The organism is Nitrospinota bacterium, from assembly GCA_029881495.1.
In the GTDB taxonomy this organism is placed as follows: domain Bacteria; phylum Nitrospinota_A; class UBA7883; order JACRGQ01; family JACRGQ01; genus JAOUMJ01.
The window spans coordinates 26,330-42,919 of sequence record JAOUMJ010000024.1; the positions used below are offsets into that span (position 1 = coordinate 26,330).

The 16,590-nt window shown below is 48.1% G+C and carries 16 protein-coding genes; 2 read left to right on the forward strand and 14 right to left on the reverse strand.

What is annotated here, in order from left to right; translation table 11 throughout:
• Positions 1-46: 46 nt before the first annotated feature.
• Positions 47-1,015: an LPP20 family lipoprotein gene (locus OEY64_10260; protein MDH5543332.1), complete on the reverse strand. Its 969-nt coding sequence runs from the start codon at positions 1,013-1,015 to the stop codon at positions 47-49.
• A gap of 46 nt (positions 1,016-1,061) precedes the next feature.
• Positions 1,062-1,868 (reverse strand): tetratricopeptide repeat protein, encoded by an 807-nt coding sequence (locus tag OEY64_10265; protein MDH5543333.1) that lies wholly within the window; start codon positions 1,866-1,868, stop codon positions 1,062-1,064.
• Positions 1,869-2,096: 228 nt separating this feature from the next.
• Between OEY64_10265 and msrB the strand changes: the two genes are divergently transcribed.
• Positions 2,097-2,561, forward strand: coding sequence for a peptide-methionine (R)-S-oxide reductase MsrB (msrB, locus tag OEY64_10270; GenBank protein ID MDH5543334.1), 465 nt, complete (start codon positions 2,097-2,099; stop codon positions 2,559-2,561).
• A 96-nt stretch (positions 2,562-2,657) separates the two neighbouring features.
• On the forward strand, positions 2,658-3,212 hold the full coding sequence (msrA, locus tag OEY64_10275) for a peptide-methionine (S)-S-oxide reductase MsrA (protein ID MDH5543335.1): 555 nt from the start codon (positions 2,658-2,660) through the stop codon (positions 3,210-3,212).
• Positions 3,213-3,301: 89 nt separating this feature from the next.
• On the opposite strand, the gene OEY64_10280 is transcribed toward msrA, so the two are convergent.
• The 12 genes from OEY64_10280 to OEY64_10335 all read right to left on the reverse strand — a co-directional run.
• Positions 3,302-4,867 (reverse strand): cbb3-type cytochrome c oxidase subunit I, encoded by a 1,566-nt coding sequence (locus OEY64_10280; protein ID MDH5543336.1) that lies wholly within the window; start codon positions 4,865-4,867, stop codon positions 3,302-3,304.
• A 32-nt stretch (positions 4,868-4,899) separates the two neighbouring features.
• On the reverse strand, positions 4,900-5,658 hold the full coding sequence (gene coxB, locus OEY64_10285) for a cytochrome c oxidase subunit II (protein MDH5543337.1): 759 nt from the start codon (positions 5,656-5,658) through the stop codon (positions 4,900-4,902).
• A gap of 2 nt (positions 5,659-5,660) precedes the next feature.
• On the reverse strand, positions 5,661-6,491 hold the full coding sequence (locus OEY64_10290) for an SCO family protein (protein ID MDH5543338.1): 831 nt from the start codon (positions 6,489-6,491) through the stop codon (positions 5,661-5,663).
• A gap of 22 nt (positions 6,492-6,513) precedes the next feature.
• Complete coding sequence (locus OEY64_10295; GenBank protein MDH5543339.1) at positions 6,514-7,143, reverse strand: heme-copper oxidase subunit III; 630 nt, start codon at positions 7,141-7,143, stop codon at positions 6,514-6,516.
• A gap of 171 nt (positions 7,144-7,314) precedes the next feature.
• Positions 7,315-7,800, reverse strand: coding sequence for an Rrf2 family transcriptional regulator (locus OEY64_10300; protein ID MDH5543340.1), 486 nt, complete (start codon positions 7,798-7,800; stop codon positions 7,315-7,317).
• Between the two features lie 90 nt (positions 7,801-7,890).
• Positions 7,891-8,013: a hypothetical protein gene (locus OEY64_10305; protein ID MDH5543341.1), complete on the reverse strand. Its 123-nt coding sequence runs from the start codon at positions 8,011-8,013 to the stop codon at positions 7,891-7,893.
• A gap of 209 nt (positions 8,014-8,222) precedes the next feature.
• The gene (locus OEY64_10310; protein ID MDH5543342.1) at positions 8,223-9,878 is read right to left on the reverse strand and encodes a tetratricopeptide repeat protein; all 1,656 of its coding nucleotides are present in this window, start codon (positions 9,876-9,878) and stop codon (positions 8,223-8,225) included.
• 10 nt (positions 9,879-9,888) lie between these two features.
• Positions 9,889-11,187 (reverse strand): tetratricopeptide repeat protein, encoded by a 1,299-nt coding sequence (locus OEY64_10315; GenBank protein ID MDH5543343.1) that lies wholly within the window; start codon positions 11,185-11,187, stop codon positions 9,889-9,891.
• A 309-nt stretch (positions 11,188-11,496) separates the two neighbouring features.
• The gene (locus tag OEY64_10320) at positions 11,497-13,101 is read right to left on the reverse strand and encodes a nitrite reductase (GenBank protein ID MDH5543344.1); all 1,605 of its coding nucleotides are present in this window, start codon (positions 13,099-13,101) and stop codon (positions 11,497-11,499) included.
• Between the two features lie 537 nt (positions 13,102-13,638).
• Positions 13,639-14,874, reverse strand: a complete 1,236-nt coding sequence (locus tag OEY64_10325) for a hypothetical protein (protein ID MDH5543345.1) — start codon at positions 14,872-14,874, stop codon at positions 13,639-13,641.
• Complete coding sequence (locus OEY64_10330) at positions 14,871-15,566, reverse strand: ABC transporter ATP-binding protein (GenBank protein ID MDH5543346.1); 696 nt, start codon at positions 15,564-15,566, stop codon at positions 14,871-14,873. Before OEY64_10330 ends, OEY64_10325 begins: the two co-directional genes overlap by 4 nt.
• A 17-nt stretch (positions 15,567-15,583) precedes the next feature.
• Positions 15,584-16,590, reverse strand: a 1,007-nt coding sequence (locus tag OEY64_10335) for an FtsX-like permease family protein (GenBank protein MDH5543347.1), incomplete at its 5' end; no start/stop codon positions are given.

Here is a 16,590-nt window from a genome sequence, read left to right on the forward strand (position 1 = left end):
TTGATACTCAACTCCGGTTCCGGGAAATTTCCCGAAAAACCGGCTCCTACTTTTCAGAGCCCTGCATATCCTTCACAAGCTTTTTCCTGATCTTCTTCACGCAGGAGTCGGCTGAAAGGAGATCTATCTCTTCATCGCTTTTCAAGGCGCTTCCCACCCCTTTGCACGTCTCGCTCCTGAATGAAGAGATGTTTTGATTTTTCAGGTATAGATTCAGATCGAATGCAAAAAACCTCGCCCTGCTCTTTCCGTCGGACGATTTTTTCTCTTCCTTGAACGTCACGTCGTATCCGGCAAAGATCGTGTTCGGCAGTTTTTCGCAAACTCCAGCCTTTTCCCCTTTTGCGCATGGGAGGAATTCCGCTTCCGGCGCTTTCACTTCCAATCCCAACTCCCTGAATATCGATTCAAGGTTCCCTTTAAAGCGCCCCTTCATTTCAGGAAGCGCCGCGTTCTCCCCTAATGGGAAAAACATGATCATCTTACTTGTGTATTTTTTCGCCAGCTTCTCCTTCATCTCCTCCTGAATCGCTTTTACGGTCTTCTCCGATATGACGGCAAGGGTCCAGAGCTGGCAATTGTCCCTGTTTAACCATTTGTTCGGGAAATCTACGTCCCTAAGCGTCTGTTTCACACTCGATTCCGTAACGGCCTCAACCTCCTGCTCAACGTCATCGCTCCCACCCCTGGAACTGCTTTTCAGCGTATCCCGTATCGTGGAAGAAACGGATACCGATATCTTCATTGATATCTCGTTCAAGGCGCTCTGCTTCGAGGCTTCCAGCTGTGCTTCCACGGAATCCTTTCTTTCAGAAACGCCAACACCGACATAGTGGCCGGGCATGGTCCAGCCGGAGGTTATCCATTTCGGCGGAGGCTCCTCGGGAAGAAAATCGCACCTGACCCCTTCTGAAGATGCAGGAAATAGAGTGAATAGCAGAAGAGAGAGAAGCAGAAGCGGTATAGGCTTCTCCCCTCTCAATCTGTTCAACGATTGATGCGTATAATTGACCATTTTTGTGGACCCCTTTCCGAACTTCATGTCACGCGCGGCTACCACATTAAAGCCCCGACTCTTCTTTCGCCTTTATACTGCTCTGGAGCGATTTCAACGCTTCCCGCGCCCGCCGTTCCGCCAGTATATAGAGTTCATCCTTGCTTATCGCAAGCGCCGCTTCGTAGTCTTTCAAAGCTTTTTTCAGATTTGTCACGCCCCCTTTCGCCTCGTAAGCGACGCCTCGGTTGTACAGGCTTTCATGATTGTTCGGAAGTTTTTTTATCTGCTCCGTCCATATGTCGATCGCCTGATCCCAGTTCCCTTCCATCGCGGCATTTACTCCGATGCTGTTTGTCCCCGATGTTTTGAATTCCCGAAGCTCCCTGCGGGTGGTATGTACAAAGAGAGAGACATACTCCTTCACAGCTTTTTCCACTAGGATGCTCCTGACCTCCGATGCGGGCGCTCCGGGCCTGTTCGCATTTTTGGAAACCGATTTTTTCTTGAAAATCTCTCCGCCGTAATACATCACAAAAGAGATCCCAAGCGAACCGCCGCCATCGTTGATTCTGCACTCCGTGACCTCACCTTTTATCGTTATGGTGACGTCTTCTTCTATAAATTCAACATCCCTCTCAAACTCGAAGATCCCCGCCTTGTCTATCTCCATTTCCAGCCTCTCCATTATCGGACCGGTGCACGATTCTTCCCCCTTGAACTCCCCAATGAATACCTTGCTCACACCTTCCGGCAGAGGTATATCCGGGGTGACCGCGACATTAACCACTACGGCTTTCGGCGTAGTTGCGCATCCAAAACCGATAAGGAAAAGAGCTGAAAGAGAGAGGAGCCTGAACAATGAAAATTTCATATGATTACTCCATGTCAACCTGATATTTTGACCGCCTGTTTGACTCAATTTTATTTTATTCAGATGGTTTGTCAAGATAGCAGTATACCCCATTACCTGAGGCCAATTTCGAGCAATTAGATTTCTGCGGTATAATGTACTTACGATATACACAACTGGAATATGCATATTTTGAGATATTCAAAAACCTTTTTACCCGCAATAATTCTTATAGGATTGTTTCAAACAATGAGCGAGTCCTACAGATTGAATAAACCGTCCGAAGAGGAACTCAAAAAGATGTTAACGCCGCTTCAATACCATGTCATCTGTGAAAACGGCACCGAACAACCATTCAGCAACGACTATTGGAATAACAAGGAGCCAGGGATATACGTTGACCGTGTTTCGGGTGAGCCTCTTTTCAGTTCGCTGGACAAGTATGATTCAGGCACCGGCTGGCCGAGCTTCACAAAACCGCTTGAGCCGGAAAATATCAAGGAGAAGGAGGACAACAGCCACTCGATACCCCGTACCGAGGTGCGTAGCAAGGGGGGCGACAGCCATCTGGGGCATGTTTTCAATGACGGCGCTGGCCCGGAGAGGCTTCGATACTGCATAAATTCGGCATCGCTCCGTTTTATTCACCTCAACGACCTGGATAAAGAGGGGTACGGAGAGTACAAGAAACTTTTCAATAAACGGCAGGACTGATTGAAAATTTATGAAAAGTCTTCGGGAGCCAAAAGGGATGCCGTTATTCTACTTTCATTCATATACATCCTCTCCTTTTCAAGCTGGTGCTACGCTGTGAAAGGGGACGCAAAAGGGGAGACCGAAATAGCGACATTCGCCGGGGGCTGTTTCTGGTGCATGGAACCTCCGTTTGAGAAGCTGGACGGAGTTTTATGCGTTATTTCGGGCTATGCAGGGGGGAAGAAGGAGAATCCTTCATACGAGGAGGTCTCCTCAGGTGGAACCGGCCACACCGAATCGATACAGATCGTATTTAATCCGAAAAAGGTCTCATACGGTGAACTGCTTGATGTGTTCTGGCGCAATATCGATCCGACCGACGCGCATGGACAGTTCGTCGACAAGGGGGATCAATACCGTCCCGCTATCTTCTACCACGACGATGAGCAGAAACGTATCGCCGAAGGATCGAAAAAGAAACTCCAGTCCTCCGGTAAGTTCGACAGACCGGTCGTTGTGGAAATTGTACCTGCAGGTCCTTTTTATCCCGCCGAAGAGTACCATCAGGATTACTACAAGAAAAATCCTGTCCGCTACAAATACTACCGATATAATTCAGGACGCGACCAGTTTCTCGACGGTGCATGGAGCGAAGAAAAAGGGGAATAAGCCGACATCTAATGTTGTCATTATTATTTTAAAACCTAAAAAAAACGGGGAGCCAACATGTGGCCCCCCGTTCGCGAAACATCCGCTGTCTACTTGGTGTAGTTGTACGGGGTCCAGTCCGCCGCAATCTGCGGGATGGTGGCAAAGTTGCCCGGTCCCGGAGGGTTCGGCGTATGAGTCCATTCAAGCGACTTTGAGTTCCACGGATTTGCCGGCGATTTCTCGCCCGCTATTGCGCCGTGTATCCAGTTGATAATAGTAATCGCCATACCGAGTGCTACCATGACCGCCCCGTATGTGGCTATGTGATGGTAACTTTCCGCCTCCGGCATCATCGGATAATCATAGTAGCGTCTTGGCATACCCATTACTCCGACAATGAAGAGCGGCCAGAAGGTTACGTTTACACCTATGAAGTTAAGCCAAAAGCCTAGTTTCCCCATGGTCTCGCTCGCCAGCCTCCCTGTCATTTTCGGGAACCAGAAGTAAATCGATCCGAAAACGCAGAAGGTGGCAAAAATCCCCATTATGAAATGGAAATGAGCATGAACGAATGACGTCTCGCCGACATGAAGGTCAATGACCGTCATGGCAAGCGGAATCCCGGTCAATCCTCCAAGGAGGAGAAGAAAGAGACATGCTACTCCATAGTACATGGCGGTATTGAATGTTATCGCGCCCTTATACAGGGTTCCCCACAGGGAGATGACGGTAAGTCCGACTGGAACCGAAATAAGAAGGGTAGTAACCATCTGCCCTATCCTTATCCAGTCCGGCATACCGGATGTGTAGAGATGGTGCACCCATACCTCGCCGCTGATAAGGACGATCCCCCACATACCTCCGTAAACAAGCGCCTTGTAGTTGAATATCCTGTTCTTCGACATGGTAGCAATGATCTCAAAGAGAAGCCCCATAGCCGGAAGGAATATTACATATACAGCGGGATGCGAGTAAAACCAGAACAGATTCTGGTATAGAAGCACGTCCCCGCCGTTATCCGGGCTGAAGAAATTTGTCCCCAGATATTTGTCGAATAGAATTAGCGTAACAGCCGCGGCCAGTACCGGAACGAAGATAAGCTGAATTATCAAACCGGTAAATATCGACCAGACAAAAACGTTCAACTGGTTCCATCCCATGCCGGGTGCCCTAAGGTAAATGATCGTTGTAAGGAAATTCACCGCGCCGAGAATGGAAGAAAAACCTATCAGATGCACAGTGAAAACGTAAAACGAAGTATTGCCCGCGGTCTGCACCGAGTACGGGGGATATCCGGTCCACATCACATCCGGCGGATCGGGTATGACGAAAGTAAGAAGGGCCACGACAATCCCCATCCAGTACAGCCAGACGCTTAGAGCGTTCACTCTCGGAAAGGCGACATCCTTCGCGCCGATCATCAGCGGAATGAAATAGTTCGCGGCAAACCCCGTCAATCCCGGTATCAGAAATCCGAGTATCATCGCTGCGCCGTGAAAATAGAGCCAGACGTTGTACTGAGTCGGATCCGAAATGAGATCGGCTCCGGGGCTATACTGCTCAGCCCGGATCAACAGCGCCATTATCCCCGCAACGGCAAAGGCGGCAATCGATCCTATGAGATATAAGATACCGACCCTTTTATGGTCGGTAGTAAAAATCCACTCTTTCATAGGTTTCCTCTCCTTTAATTTTTTATACCTGTTTATGTCCTGTCAGGCATATTTGCCGAAACCGGCAATATCCCTGGAGCGGCCTTGGCGGTTCCGGTTTCCGCCATATTGTCCAGCCATGCGTTGAATTCATTTTCCGAAACGACGTTTACTTCGGCGTTCATCTCCGCATGTTGAGCGCCGCAGAACTCAGTGCATGTGGCATATGTCTTTGCGATTTCAGTCGGATTAAACCAGAGATATGTAACCCTCCCCGGCATCAAGTCTTCCTTTACCCTGTACTTGGGTAGGAAAAAGGAGTGGACTACATCATCACTGATCATACGAAGTACCACCGGTCTTCCTACCGGGACCGTCAGAACATCTGAGGTCGCTCCGTTCTCATATTCAAATTCCCATGACCACATGCTTCCGGTGACTTTCACCTCAAGCGCGTTTGCTGGAACCCTTCTATAGGTATTCCAGACGGTCCATCCTTTCGCGGCGAGATAGAAATCGTCTGCCATGAAGATGAATGCCGGAATAAGCGCCCAGCCCCACATTTGCGCTGTTGTAAGTTTTACGGGGGTGCCGACATCTTCGGGACTCTTTGCGCGGTATTTGAAAACCATGTAGATCGCGGCGGCGGCAAAAATTCCGCCCAACACAAAAAGATCCATGAGAACATGGTTCCAAAGGTGATCCCAATCGGAAGCGGGATTGGGTATCTCACCGCCGCCCCCCGAAGCTGAAGCAGGCGACGCAAAAAGCATTGCCAGCCCTATGCCCCTTACTAACGAAATTGAACTCATAACTATACCTCCATTGATTTTCTTTTTTTCTTGAAGATAAATACCGAGCCGAGAAACAGGGATATCCCCAGACCGAGAGAACCGACAGCCACAAAAAGAGGAATATTTAAGGAATATTTTCCGTCCTTGTAGTTGTAGCTGTAGCAAAACCCCAGGACGAGGCTTGTTATCTCCGTCGGTTTGATCTGCTCCTTGGCTGTTTCAATTAACGCAAGTTCCACGTCTTTGCTGCTGACTGTTGAAGAATATAAATATCTTGATACCCTCCCTTCAGGAGTCACAAATATAAATACACTCGGATGGAAAAATGTCCTGTCCCGTGGAGACCAGAAAAAGTTGAACCCGAGAGATGAAGTAAACGGTTTTATCTCATCGGCATCCTTTATCCTTGCTATTGTCCAGCCTTTCTTGAAATCAGCAGGCATTCCCAGCTCCCTGGTGAACATCTCCATGGTTTCAGAATTATCATGACTGTCAAAAGATACAGTAATAACATGGTAGTCATTGCCGATATTGAACCGTTCGATGCTTTCCAGAAGATTCAGGAGCTCGATATTGGTTACCGAGCAGGCTCCATCACACTTGTAATAAGAAAGTACCAGGATCATGGGCTTGCTCAGATTCTCGCCGAGAGTGAACTCTCTCCCGGTCATGTCCAGAAGTTTCAAATCACCATTTATCTTTTTACCAAGGTATTCTTCCTGGTCGATTAAAAATACATTCGGATCAATTTCAGATTCGGGACTCCGGTTATACCTTGCCGACACTATCGTAGACGCAACAAGAATTGCCACGGCTGTCAGAACCCCTATTCTGGACATATTTAACAACACTCAACCACCCCTGAAATCCTGACTACCAGAAATATACCTGCGTTACGACAAAGAACCAGATAATATCGACAAAGTGCCAATACACGCTTGCGCACTTTACGAATGTATCATTCACTCTTCCGCCAAGCGCCGGTATAAGCACGGCAATGAACACGCATACGCCGACAAGGACGTGAGCCGCGTGGAATCCGGTTATCGAGTAAAATGCCGAACTGTAGATATTGGTCGAAGTGCCAAACCCTTGGTGAAGAAGATGATTGTACTCATAGGCTGTAAAGCCTAAAAAGATTATGCCAAGACCGATAGTGGTCATCAGCCATGATCTGAATCCGCCAGCATCGCCCGCATCGAGCTTCTCTTCGGCAAAATGAATGGTCACGCTGGAAGATACCAGAACGATAGTCATCAAAACCGGAATGACCAGATTGATATGCGGAGTACCAGCCGGAGGCCATGTATCCGAAAGAAGCCTTAATCCCCAGTAGCTTGAAAACAGCCCGAGGAAGATGAGCACTTCCGACGTGATGAAGATCGGCAAGCCGACCTTTGAATAGCCGAACTGCCATTCATTCGCTCCTATCCCTTCATTTATCCATCCTGAAATACCGGCAAGAAGAACCGGTACACCGATTCCGAGGCACGCGGTAGCCATTCCAATACTCTCATACTGGAAATAACTTGCGAATGCCAAAGGAACGGTGAAAAGAAGTCCAACTGCAATGACAATTGGTGCCCAACTCGTTTCCCAATGATGTTCATGAGCCTGCATACAATTACCCCCTTATAAAAATAAAATAAATTAATTTATTTACTATATTTATTTTCAGCTTTTCCCATGCATAGCCTCCAAAACTGACAACGGAGATATTTCAGGGATAACTTCACCATGCTTTTTCCTGACCAGCTCCATATGTCTATTAACAAGATCCCGGAAATTCTGTTTCTCAAGTATTTCCCTTATTGCGCTCTGGCATTGCTCCCACATTTCATGTAGCGAGCAAATCTCGTCCCTTGGGCATTTCCCGTCGCAAATCAGGCAGTCATTAAGAAAAAGCGGCCCCTCGATTTTTGCGATAACCTGCCATGGAGATATTGACTCCGGCGGCATGCTCAAGGTCACACCCCCCTTTTTTCCTTTTGACGAAGAGATGAATCCTGAGACCCTCAGGTACTGGATAATCTTTTTTAAAAACGGCTGGGGTATTTCCTGCATTTTGGCAATCTCTTCAGTCGTACACATGCCATTACGAACTGATAGGTGAAAAATCGTCCTGAGTGCGTATTCACCTTTTCTGGACAATCTAAACATGACTTTTTTGACCCCTTTTGCCCTTTAGAATTAAAGTCAGTCTATGTGATTCGGGATCACTATGTCAAGACCATGTTTACCTCTTTTGTCCTATTTTGATTTATCTATATATCTGTATTTCTTGACGTTATCCATACCCCCCCCTTCACCAGCCCTCTTTTCACATTTTCTTCTATGACTTTTATCAGGTTTTTTAGCTTTTTTAATCTCCAAAGGGTCAGATAGCCCTCCCTTGGGCAGAATCTTAAAATTCAGTAATCCTAAAAACCGCGGCTTTCACCATGACCTGCCGCAATTCCTTTTAAGGCAATGATAGAGGGCAAAGAAGGATATCCGGTGAATTCCGGAGTTTTAAGATATCCATGCTGAATATCAGGGAGAATATCAGAATGATAGATTAAAATTGCTGTGACTGAACAAAATCAGCGTGTTTTAACTCCCAAGAACGATTCCTGGATTTTCTTGATCATCTCCATGGCAATATTCGCTAAATCACCATACTTTTGAAATTCGGCAGATTCCGTCAGTTTCGGATTTATATAGATAGCTTCCATCAACCTGCTTGAAGCAGCTGCCTGATCCTGCATTTCAAGATAGGTTACCGCCATCTCGCAGAGTATAAATTCCCTTTTTTTAGGATTCTGCTGAAGTATCTTCTTGTATACCGCTATCGCCTCATCAAGTTTCATGTTTTGCCTGAACTCGTTGGCAAACATCATCCCCGCGGTTCGCATATTTTCGACTATTATCGCCCTGTCTGGAACGTCATATTTGAGCACATCCAGATAGATCTCAAATGCCCTTCCACTTTCGCCGTTCTTTCTAAGCTCTACCGCAAAATTGTTGTAAACGGGACCTGCATGAGATGAGTCCTCCTTGATGATGCTTCGAAATATTTCCTCCGCCTCATCATAGAATTTCGCTCTGGCCAACAGCACCCCCTTGTCAATCCTCAGGAACAGGTCTGTCTCGGCGTTAAGATAGTTTACAGATTTTGTCTCTTCAAAAATGCGCGAGACCATCGCATTTATCTTAGTCTCGGCATATTCCATTCCCAGTCCTCGGAAATCAGCCTCAGCAAGCGCAGAGACTATGCTCGCGTAAGGAGTCTTTGGCAGTTTTTCAGGCTGTTTGCCAAATTCCTCCTGCATACTCTCGTTTAACCTGATCGCTTCATTCAAATACTTCATCCCGGTTTCGAAATATTTTTTTGCCTTCTCGGTATCTTTATCAGCTATCGCTTCCTTCATAACGGCAAAACAGCAAGATCCTATCATCGCGTGCGGATCAGGCGCCAGTTGCGCCAGTTTGTTTGCTTCCCTGTAATCGTTTATCGCCGAAGGGTATTTCTTGTTCCTGAAAAATGCGTCCCCTCTCGCCATTAGAATTTCGGTGTTTGGGCCAAGCTCAATGGCTTGGGTGAAAAGTTCGATAGCCTCGGTAAATTTTCCTGCCCGCATCCGTTCCTTCCCGCGTGCCAGCAACTCCTTGTACCGCTCAGTTTTGCCGTATTCATCCAGACTGATATCCGCAGGGGTTTTCTCATCAGTTCGGAAACCTTTCTCGAGAAGTTCGCTGTATTCAACAAGCTGGTTCAATATCTCTTCCGCATTGTTTTCAGGCAGTGTCTTGGGAGAGAGGAAACAGGCGTACCGTATGCCGAACTGCCCGAGTACCCTGAAAATCTCCATCTCCTTTTCATTGTCTATCGCTCCAATGAATATAGGTATCAGACCGGAAATGGTAGACTGCGTGGTATATTCCTTCAACGCCCTCAAAAGGCCGACGATATTCGTGCCGGACGATTTTGCCCGGTATCTGAGCAACACAAGATTGCCCTTCTTCAGCCAGGTTCCGATGGATTTGGCAAGGTCGGCATTTTCAGCCTTTGTCGCGGTGTGGCAAACGAAACCGACCTTCCCAAGCATCTCCATTGCGCTTTCGGAAATGGAGGTATCGGGAATGTTAAGATAAATATGCGGGTTTCTCTTTACAAGACCCCTGAGCTTTTTCTTGAATTCGATTGTTACCCTCTGTTTCAAGGGGAGATGCTGAATATTATCCTGCTGTTTTTCCATCCACCCTATTTTACCAGTGGAGGTTCAATTTTCCCAATTCGTCCCTTGCCGGCTTTAGATCCGGGTTGATTATCAGGGCTTTTTCAAAACAGTCGACGGCGTCCATCCTGTTTCCCCCCTCTAGATAGGCTTTTCCCATGTTGTAGAGTATCGCCTCATCATCAGGCTCCAGGGCAATCGCTTTTTTATAATCCTCTATTGCCTCGCGCCACTTCCCCTGCCCCCTGAGAATAATTCCAAGCCTGTTATATACATGAACATCGTTAGCGCCAATCTTCAAGGCCTCGCGGAAATACTCTTCGGCCTGCTTCATCATCCCCCCCTTGAAATATGCCTCGCCGATGTCGCTAACGGTTCTCTTGTCATACTTCATCGCGTTCTTGAACGCCTTATCCGCGCCTGGTGCGTTGCCAGCTTCCAATTGAAGCCTGCCAAGCAGAACCTGCCGCTCAGGATCGTTTGGGCTGATGTTGCATAGTTTTTCCAGGTGCTGTAACGCAAGATTCCCCTTCTTGTTCTTCATGTATAGATTGACAACCAGGATATAGGCCGTCAGGTATTTCGGGTTCTTTTGCGTCGCGGCAACGTAATATTCCACGGCTTTGTCGGAATCCCCACCCTTTTCGTGAGCCTTGCCGATACAGACCTGCACGCGGGCGCTGTCATTCAGCTTTCTGGATTTTTCGAAAGCGATCAGCGCGTTGACATGATCACCGGCATCAAGGAGTTTTTCCCCCTGCTTTATCAGTCTGACGAACTCAGGTGGATTTTCCTTTGCCTTGATGATGTTTAGCATCGATTCGCTCATTTTTATGCCGTCAAAAGGCTTGACCAGATAACCGTCAACCCCTATCTCTCCTGCCTTTGCTACCTGATTCTGTTCAATCTCTGCCGTTATCATGAGGATAGGAATATCCTTGAGCGCTTCGTCATTCTTTATCTCTCTGGCTACTTCGATGCCGGACATCAAAGGCATGTTCCAATCAAGCAGAATGAAAAGACACTCGTTTACGGCTTTGGGGCCGGTAAAGAGTTTTATGGTCTCGTTTTCCAGCAGCGTGTCCAAAGCTGAATTTTTGCTCTGTGAGACCGCGTATTTAGGGAGTCCTGCCGCTGGCCCTTCCCTGAGCATTTTCATCGCAATATGCCCGTCACCGATATCCAGTACATTATTGATCCCGAGATGCCTGAGAAGGTTCTTGATAGTCCTTCTCATATTCAACATATCATCGATTACAAGCACATAGCCGTCTCGAAAATATCTGGCAAGTGTGGGATTTTCCCTCCCTTTTGCCTCTGTTTTTTCCATATAAATTACCGAATCTCCTTTACTCTGGAGACATGATATAAGAAAAAACCTCATAATTACACACTATTTCATGTTTTAAATTCAGGTTTTTACTTTTAGATTGATAAATGAATTGCTTTTCCCATAGTTTCAATATCCCCGAATACCGCTTATTAAGCTTGGATATGGAAAAAGATTTTTCCTTACGGTCCAGTACTGGTCGTGAATTAAAGAAATGTTTTGGAAACCCTTGTTACAGGCTGAATTTACAAAAAAAAAGCCGGACGGACTTTAAAAGTCCGTCCGGCGTATTTGCTAAAAGATCAACTTCTAGTATATGTCGTGCATGGTGTTATAAATGTTGAACTTTCCTGTCGGAGTCCTGAGGTCTGTAATCCTCTTCTTAACTTTGCGGGTTTTGTCGTCGAGGATGACGATCTCGCCCTTTTGATCCCAGACAGACACCCAAAGCTCGTCGCCGTCCTTGTTGTATTCCATGTGAACAACGCGGCCTCTGTCAGCAAGCTTGATCATCTCAACCTTCTGAATATCATTGATATCCATAACGCCAAGGCTTACCCTTGTATCCTCACCCGTGTTCAGAGGGAAGTCTACCCAAACGTTTTTGCTCTTGGGATGTGTTTTGAGGAAGAGCTGTCCGCCACCCTCAACGCCTGCGGCCTTTTCAAAGTCGACTTTGTAGAGAACTTTCCATGCGTTGTCTTTGTGCTTCGCAGGATCAGAACCCCAAACAGTCATTACAGCTTCACCGATGTGAACCGTTCCGGTAACCGGACCATACTTTGGATCGGTCCAGTTCGCACCGCGGCCAGGATGCGGTTTAGCGCCTGTTTTAAACTTGGCAACTTTCGTCCTGGTCTTGGTATCGATAACTACCATGGTGTCGCGTGCGTTTGCAGCAGACATGAAGTAGCGGTGTGTTGCGTCCCAACCACCATCGTGAAGGAACCTTTCAGCCTCAATCATCTTGACATTGAGGTTTGCGAGGTCAGAGTAATCAACAAGCCAGATGTAGCCAGCCTCTTTAACGTTTATTACCCACTCAGGCGAGTAGTGCGAAGAAACGATAGCGGCAACGCGCGGCTCAGGATGGTACTCGTTGGTGTCGAATGTATAGCTCCTTGTGCTTACAACCTTGAGCGGCTCAAGGGTCGCGCCATCAAGAATTGCAAGGTGAGGAGGCCAGTAACAGCCGACAACGGCGTATTTGTCCTCAAAGCCTTTGTACTTGGATGTATCGATAGACCTTGCTTCCGAGCAGGTTTTGATCTCTGCAACGAGAGCTGGAGTCTTCATCCACATATCCATCATGGTCGCCTTACCGTCGCGGCCGATGGAGTAAAGATAGCGGCCCGAAGCAGACACGCGAAGAATGTGAACGGCGAAGCCTGTGTTCAGGGTAGCAAGTTTCTCCTTGGTATCACCATCAAATATGGCTACCTGACCGGCATCGCGAAGAACAACACCGAAGAAATTCTGCCAGTTCTTGTTGTGCGCTGGCTTTGTCGGCCTCTTGTCCACAGGAACGGTCACTTTCCATGTTGCCTTCATATCGGCAAGCGAGATCTCAGGCGGAGCTGTTGGCTCCTGCTGAATGTAGCGGGCCATCAGGTTAATCTGCTGTTCATTCAGAATACCGAGGTCTCCGAACGGTACCATACCGCCGGCTGTACCGCTCTGGATGAATACTGCGAGAACATCAGTTCCCATCTCAAGTGTCTTTTTCGGCTCAAGGGCTGGGCCGGTTGCTCCCTTTCGTAGAACACCGTGGCACCCTGCGCACTCCTCAAAATAGATTTTTGCTCCTTCCTTCATCTCCTTTTCGGTCATCTTCGGCGCCGCAGTTGCCTGCGATGCGCTGAAAATCAACGCGAAGGCTGATAAGAAGGTGATCAAGTAACCGAACCTCTTCATACAGTATCCTCCCCTAAATTAAAAAATAAATTAACCAAAAAAAATCCAGCTTAACCATCCCCCTGTTACAAATCACAGCTTTCCGGTCAAGCTAGTACGGATTATTAAAACATATTTTTTTCTTAATCGTAACATAAAATTCTTTTTTTTTTGATTGGTCGCAAAAGCTGATTTTGAGAAAAATTGCATATCCATTTGTGCCGGGAGTTATTGAACGGCTATATAGGCCGATTCCCTCACAATGCAACATAAGCACAGATAACTAACTGTTTCTTATTGCATTACCATCTTTTTTATCGCCGTTCCAGCTTCCATTCCTATTGATGACAGGCAGTTCTTTTCTGAATTTACTTGCTACCAGCCAGCAATAATTACTGGCAACAAGCGATTGAACGAAATATTCAAACCGATTTTTTTTCCTGCAAAATACATCTTCCCCGGATAGCCCAAAGGCAAAACCCACCGCAACAGAAGGGGCTGACAGCATAGATAGCCGGATACCTCTAAAGCAAAGGTAAAAGAGAAATATTGTGGTATCTAGATATAAAGCCTTAATTCCAGATTGACGGAGGCTGGATATGCGCCGTATTCACTCTCCATGGCAAACCCCGACGGCTTTTCCCCTTGCGGGAAGCTGATTCCAAGAGAAAGCTCCCCTTCATCTGAAACTGAATAGAGGAAATACGAAGAGAGGAGGGACGATGTATCTGCCAGATTTGTCATATAAAGGAACTGACCGGTTAAAAGGGGCGAGAACTGGTACCCTGCTCCCGCGGCTAAATACCGTTGCCCAAGATATATTCCGGGTGCTCTGCTCTCCGGCCTCAGACTCCCGTATTCCTTGGAGGATGAATACCCAGACTCGTGATAAAAATACTCCGCTCTCAGATCAAGCGAGTTTTCGAACCTCCGTTCCACACCGAAGCTTATTTCGCTGAACGGATCGACGCCATCCTCTTCCGGCATTGAGTAGTGCCCCTCTGTCCTTATGCCTAGCCAGCCGAAAAGCTCCCCCTGCAAAGAACCCCCTATCACCCTGGTCCTTGTAACATCCCCCCCCAGGATCACCCACTCAAAGTTCCCAAATACCGTGGCAAACCGCGCTACAAGGGAGGAACGCTCTCCATCGGGATAATCGTTGTAGTCCCCGGATACATCGGAACCGTATCCGAGCACCCCCGCGACTGTCAGCTGGGTAAAACTGCCGAGCCTCAGATCAACCCTCGCTGAATCTACCCCCGGCTTATAAGTCCTGAAAAATTCCTCCGCCGAGAAGGGGGCGAAAAAATCGTTTGGCGTGAAATAGAAGGTCGTCGCGAAATTTATCGGCTGTCTCCCGATCTTCACATCCGCGATCCCGAAACTCTTCCTTATGCTTAGATGGTCTACCCCCCCTTTGGAGATGAAATCTTTTTCTCTGCTTAATATTTTTTCCAGCAAAGGGTTTCTATCCAACCCCACCTTGACGTTATCACCGCTCTCCCTGTCGAATGAATCCCATGAAAATCCCAATACTACATTAGCGTCTATCTCTGTCCCCCCTTCCGTTCGTGATCCGATTATCAGCCGACCAACGCCGACAATCGATCTATCCTCGCTTCCTTTATATAGAAGTGAATCTTGGGGATTTTTCAGGTAGAGGCCGCCCAGGCTCAGAAAGAGTCCGGCGTAATTGTCGCCGCTCTCATCCTCGTAGAAAGCGGTTACATCGCCGACGAGAAAAGCAGAGGCCATCAGAAACAGAACAAATGTTCGTGCGAACCTGCGGATCATTTATGCTCATCCGATTCCAGTTTTCCATCCCTGAGGCGAATTATTCTTCTGGCCCGCTTCATTACCCGTTGATCGTGGGTCGAGAAGAGGAAGGTGACGCCATCCTCTTTATTCAGCTTCTCCATTGTGTCTAGAAGCGAATCGGCCGTGGCGGAATCGACATTGGCGGTCGGCTCATCGGCAAGAACGATCGCCGGTTCGGTGACTATCGCCCGCGCAATCGCCACCCTTTGCTGTTGCCCCCCTGAAAGCTCGTTCGGCATCCTCTCCTCAAGGCCGGCAAGCCCCACCTCCTCCAGAACTTTCCGAACCTTTTCCCTCTTCTCCTCCTCGGGCCTACCCTGAAGGTTCAGTACGAATTCGGCATTCTCATATGCTGTTAGCACCGGCATCAGGTTATAGGCCTGAAATACGAAACCGATCCTGTCCCTCCGCATTGCCGACAGCTCCGTGCGGCTCAGCTTCTCTATTTCGCGCCCTTCAAGAAATATTCTCCCGGATGTCGGGACGTCAAGGCCCCCTATCATATTCAGAACGGTGGTCTTGCCGGAGCCGGACGGCCCGCAGACGGCTGTAAACTCCCCTTTTTTCATCACGAACGAAAGGGAGTTGACCGCGGTCACTTCCAGCTGCCCCTGGTTGTAGATCTTCCTCACGCTGTCGAGTTTTACTATCAAACCGTCTTCCATCATTCCACCGCCTTCCACACTTATATAACCCTGATACTCTCAACGGGGGGGACTCTCCCCGCCTTGTAGGCTGGATAAAGTCCCGCGAGTATTGTTAACAGGAAAACCACCACAAATATCGCTATTACGCTTTCCGGGAACAATCTAATCTTCATAACAGTATACATAGGAACCCCGCCTCCGGCTGAATACCCTTCCGGCATCATCGTGGTGAGATCCAGGCCGGTAGTATTGAAATAATAATAGAAGGGCGCGCTCACAATGACCCCCATGATTAGGCCTACAACCCCGATCCAGAACGATTCGGCAAGCACAAGCTTGAACAGCTTCCCGGGGGACATCCCTATCGCCATCATTATCCCGAACTCGCGTGTCCTCTCCAGTACGGCCATAAGTATTGTGTTTAGAATGCCAGCCGCCACCAGCATGCCGAGAAAAACCTGGAACAGGTAGTTAAAGCTCTTGTCGATCGCTACCAGGCTTACAATCTCTTCCTGCGTTTCGGTGAAAGGCAACACGGCGACATCTCCCCCCAGAGCCTTCTGGAGCCGTTCAGTCACCCTGTCCGCCCTCCTCTGGTCGCTGATAAGCACCGATACCATGGTCGCTTCGTCCGATCCATATCCAAGCGTTTTCCTGACACGGTCGATCGGGAGCACAACCATCGCGCCATCGACCTCTTCAACGCCGGTCTTGAACATCCCGGAAACGCGCGCAATCTCACTGACTATCTCGCCATTAACATCGGTAATCGTATATATGATCTTCTTCCCCATCCTGAGGCCAAGCTTTTCGGCAATCTTAACGCCGATGATAATTTCGCCGCCGTCCGTGCCGGAGAAGATCTCCCCCTCCACCATCTTTTTCAGGAAGAGATTGTACTCCGTCGCCTCCTGGGATGGATCGATAGCAAGGAACATCCCGCCGATGCTTTTGGTAGCAGATGCCATCATCGCCTGACCGACGATCCTCTCCATCGCGCCGGAAACCCCTTCCGTTCCAAGCGCTGTTTTCCTTATCCCGGTTG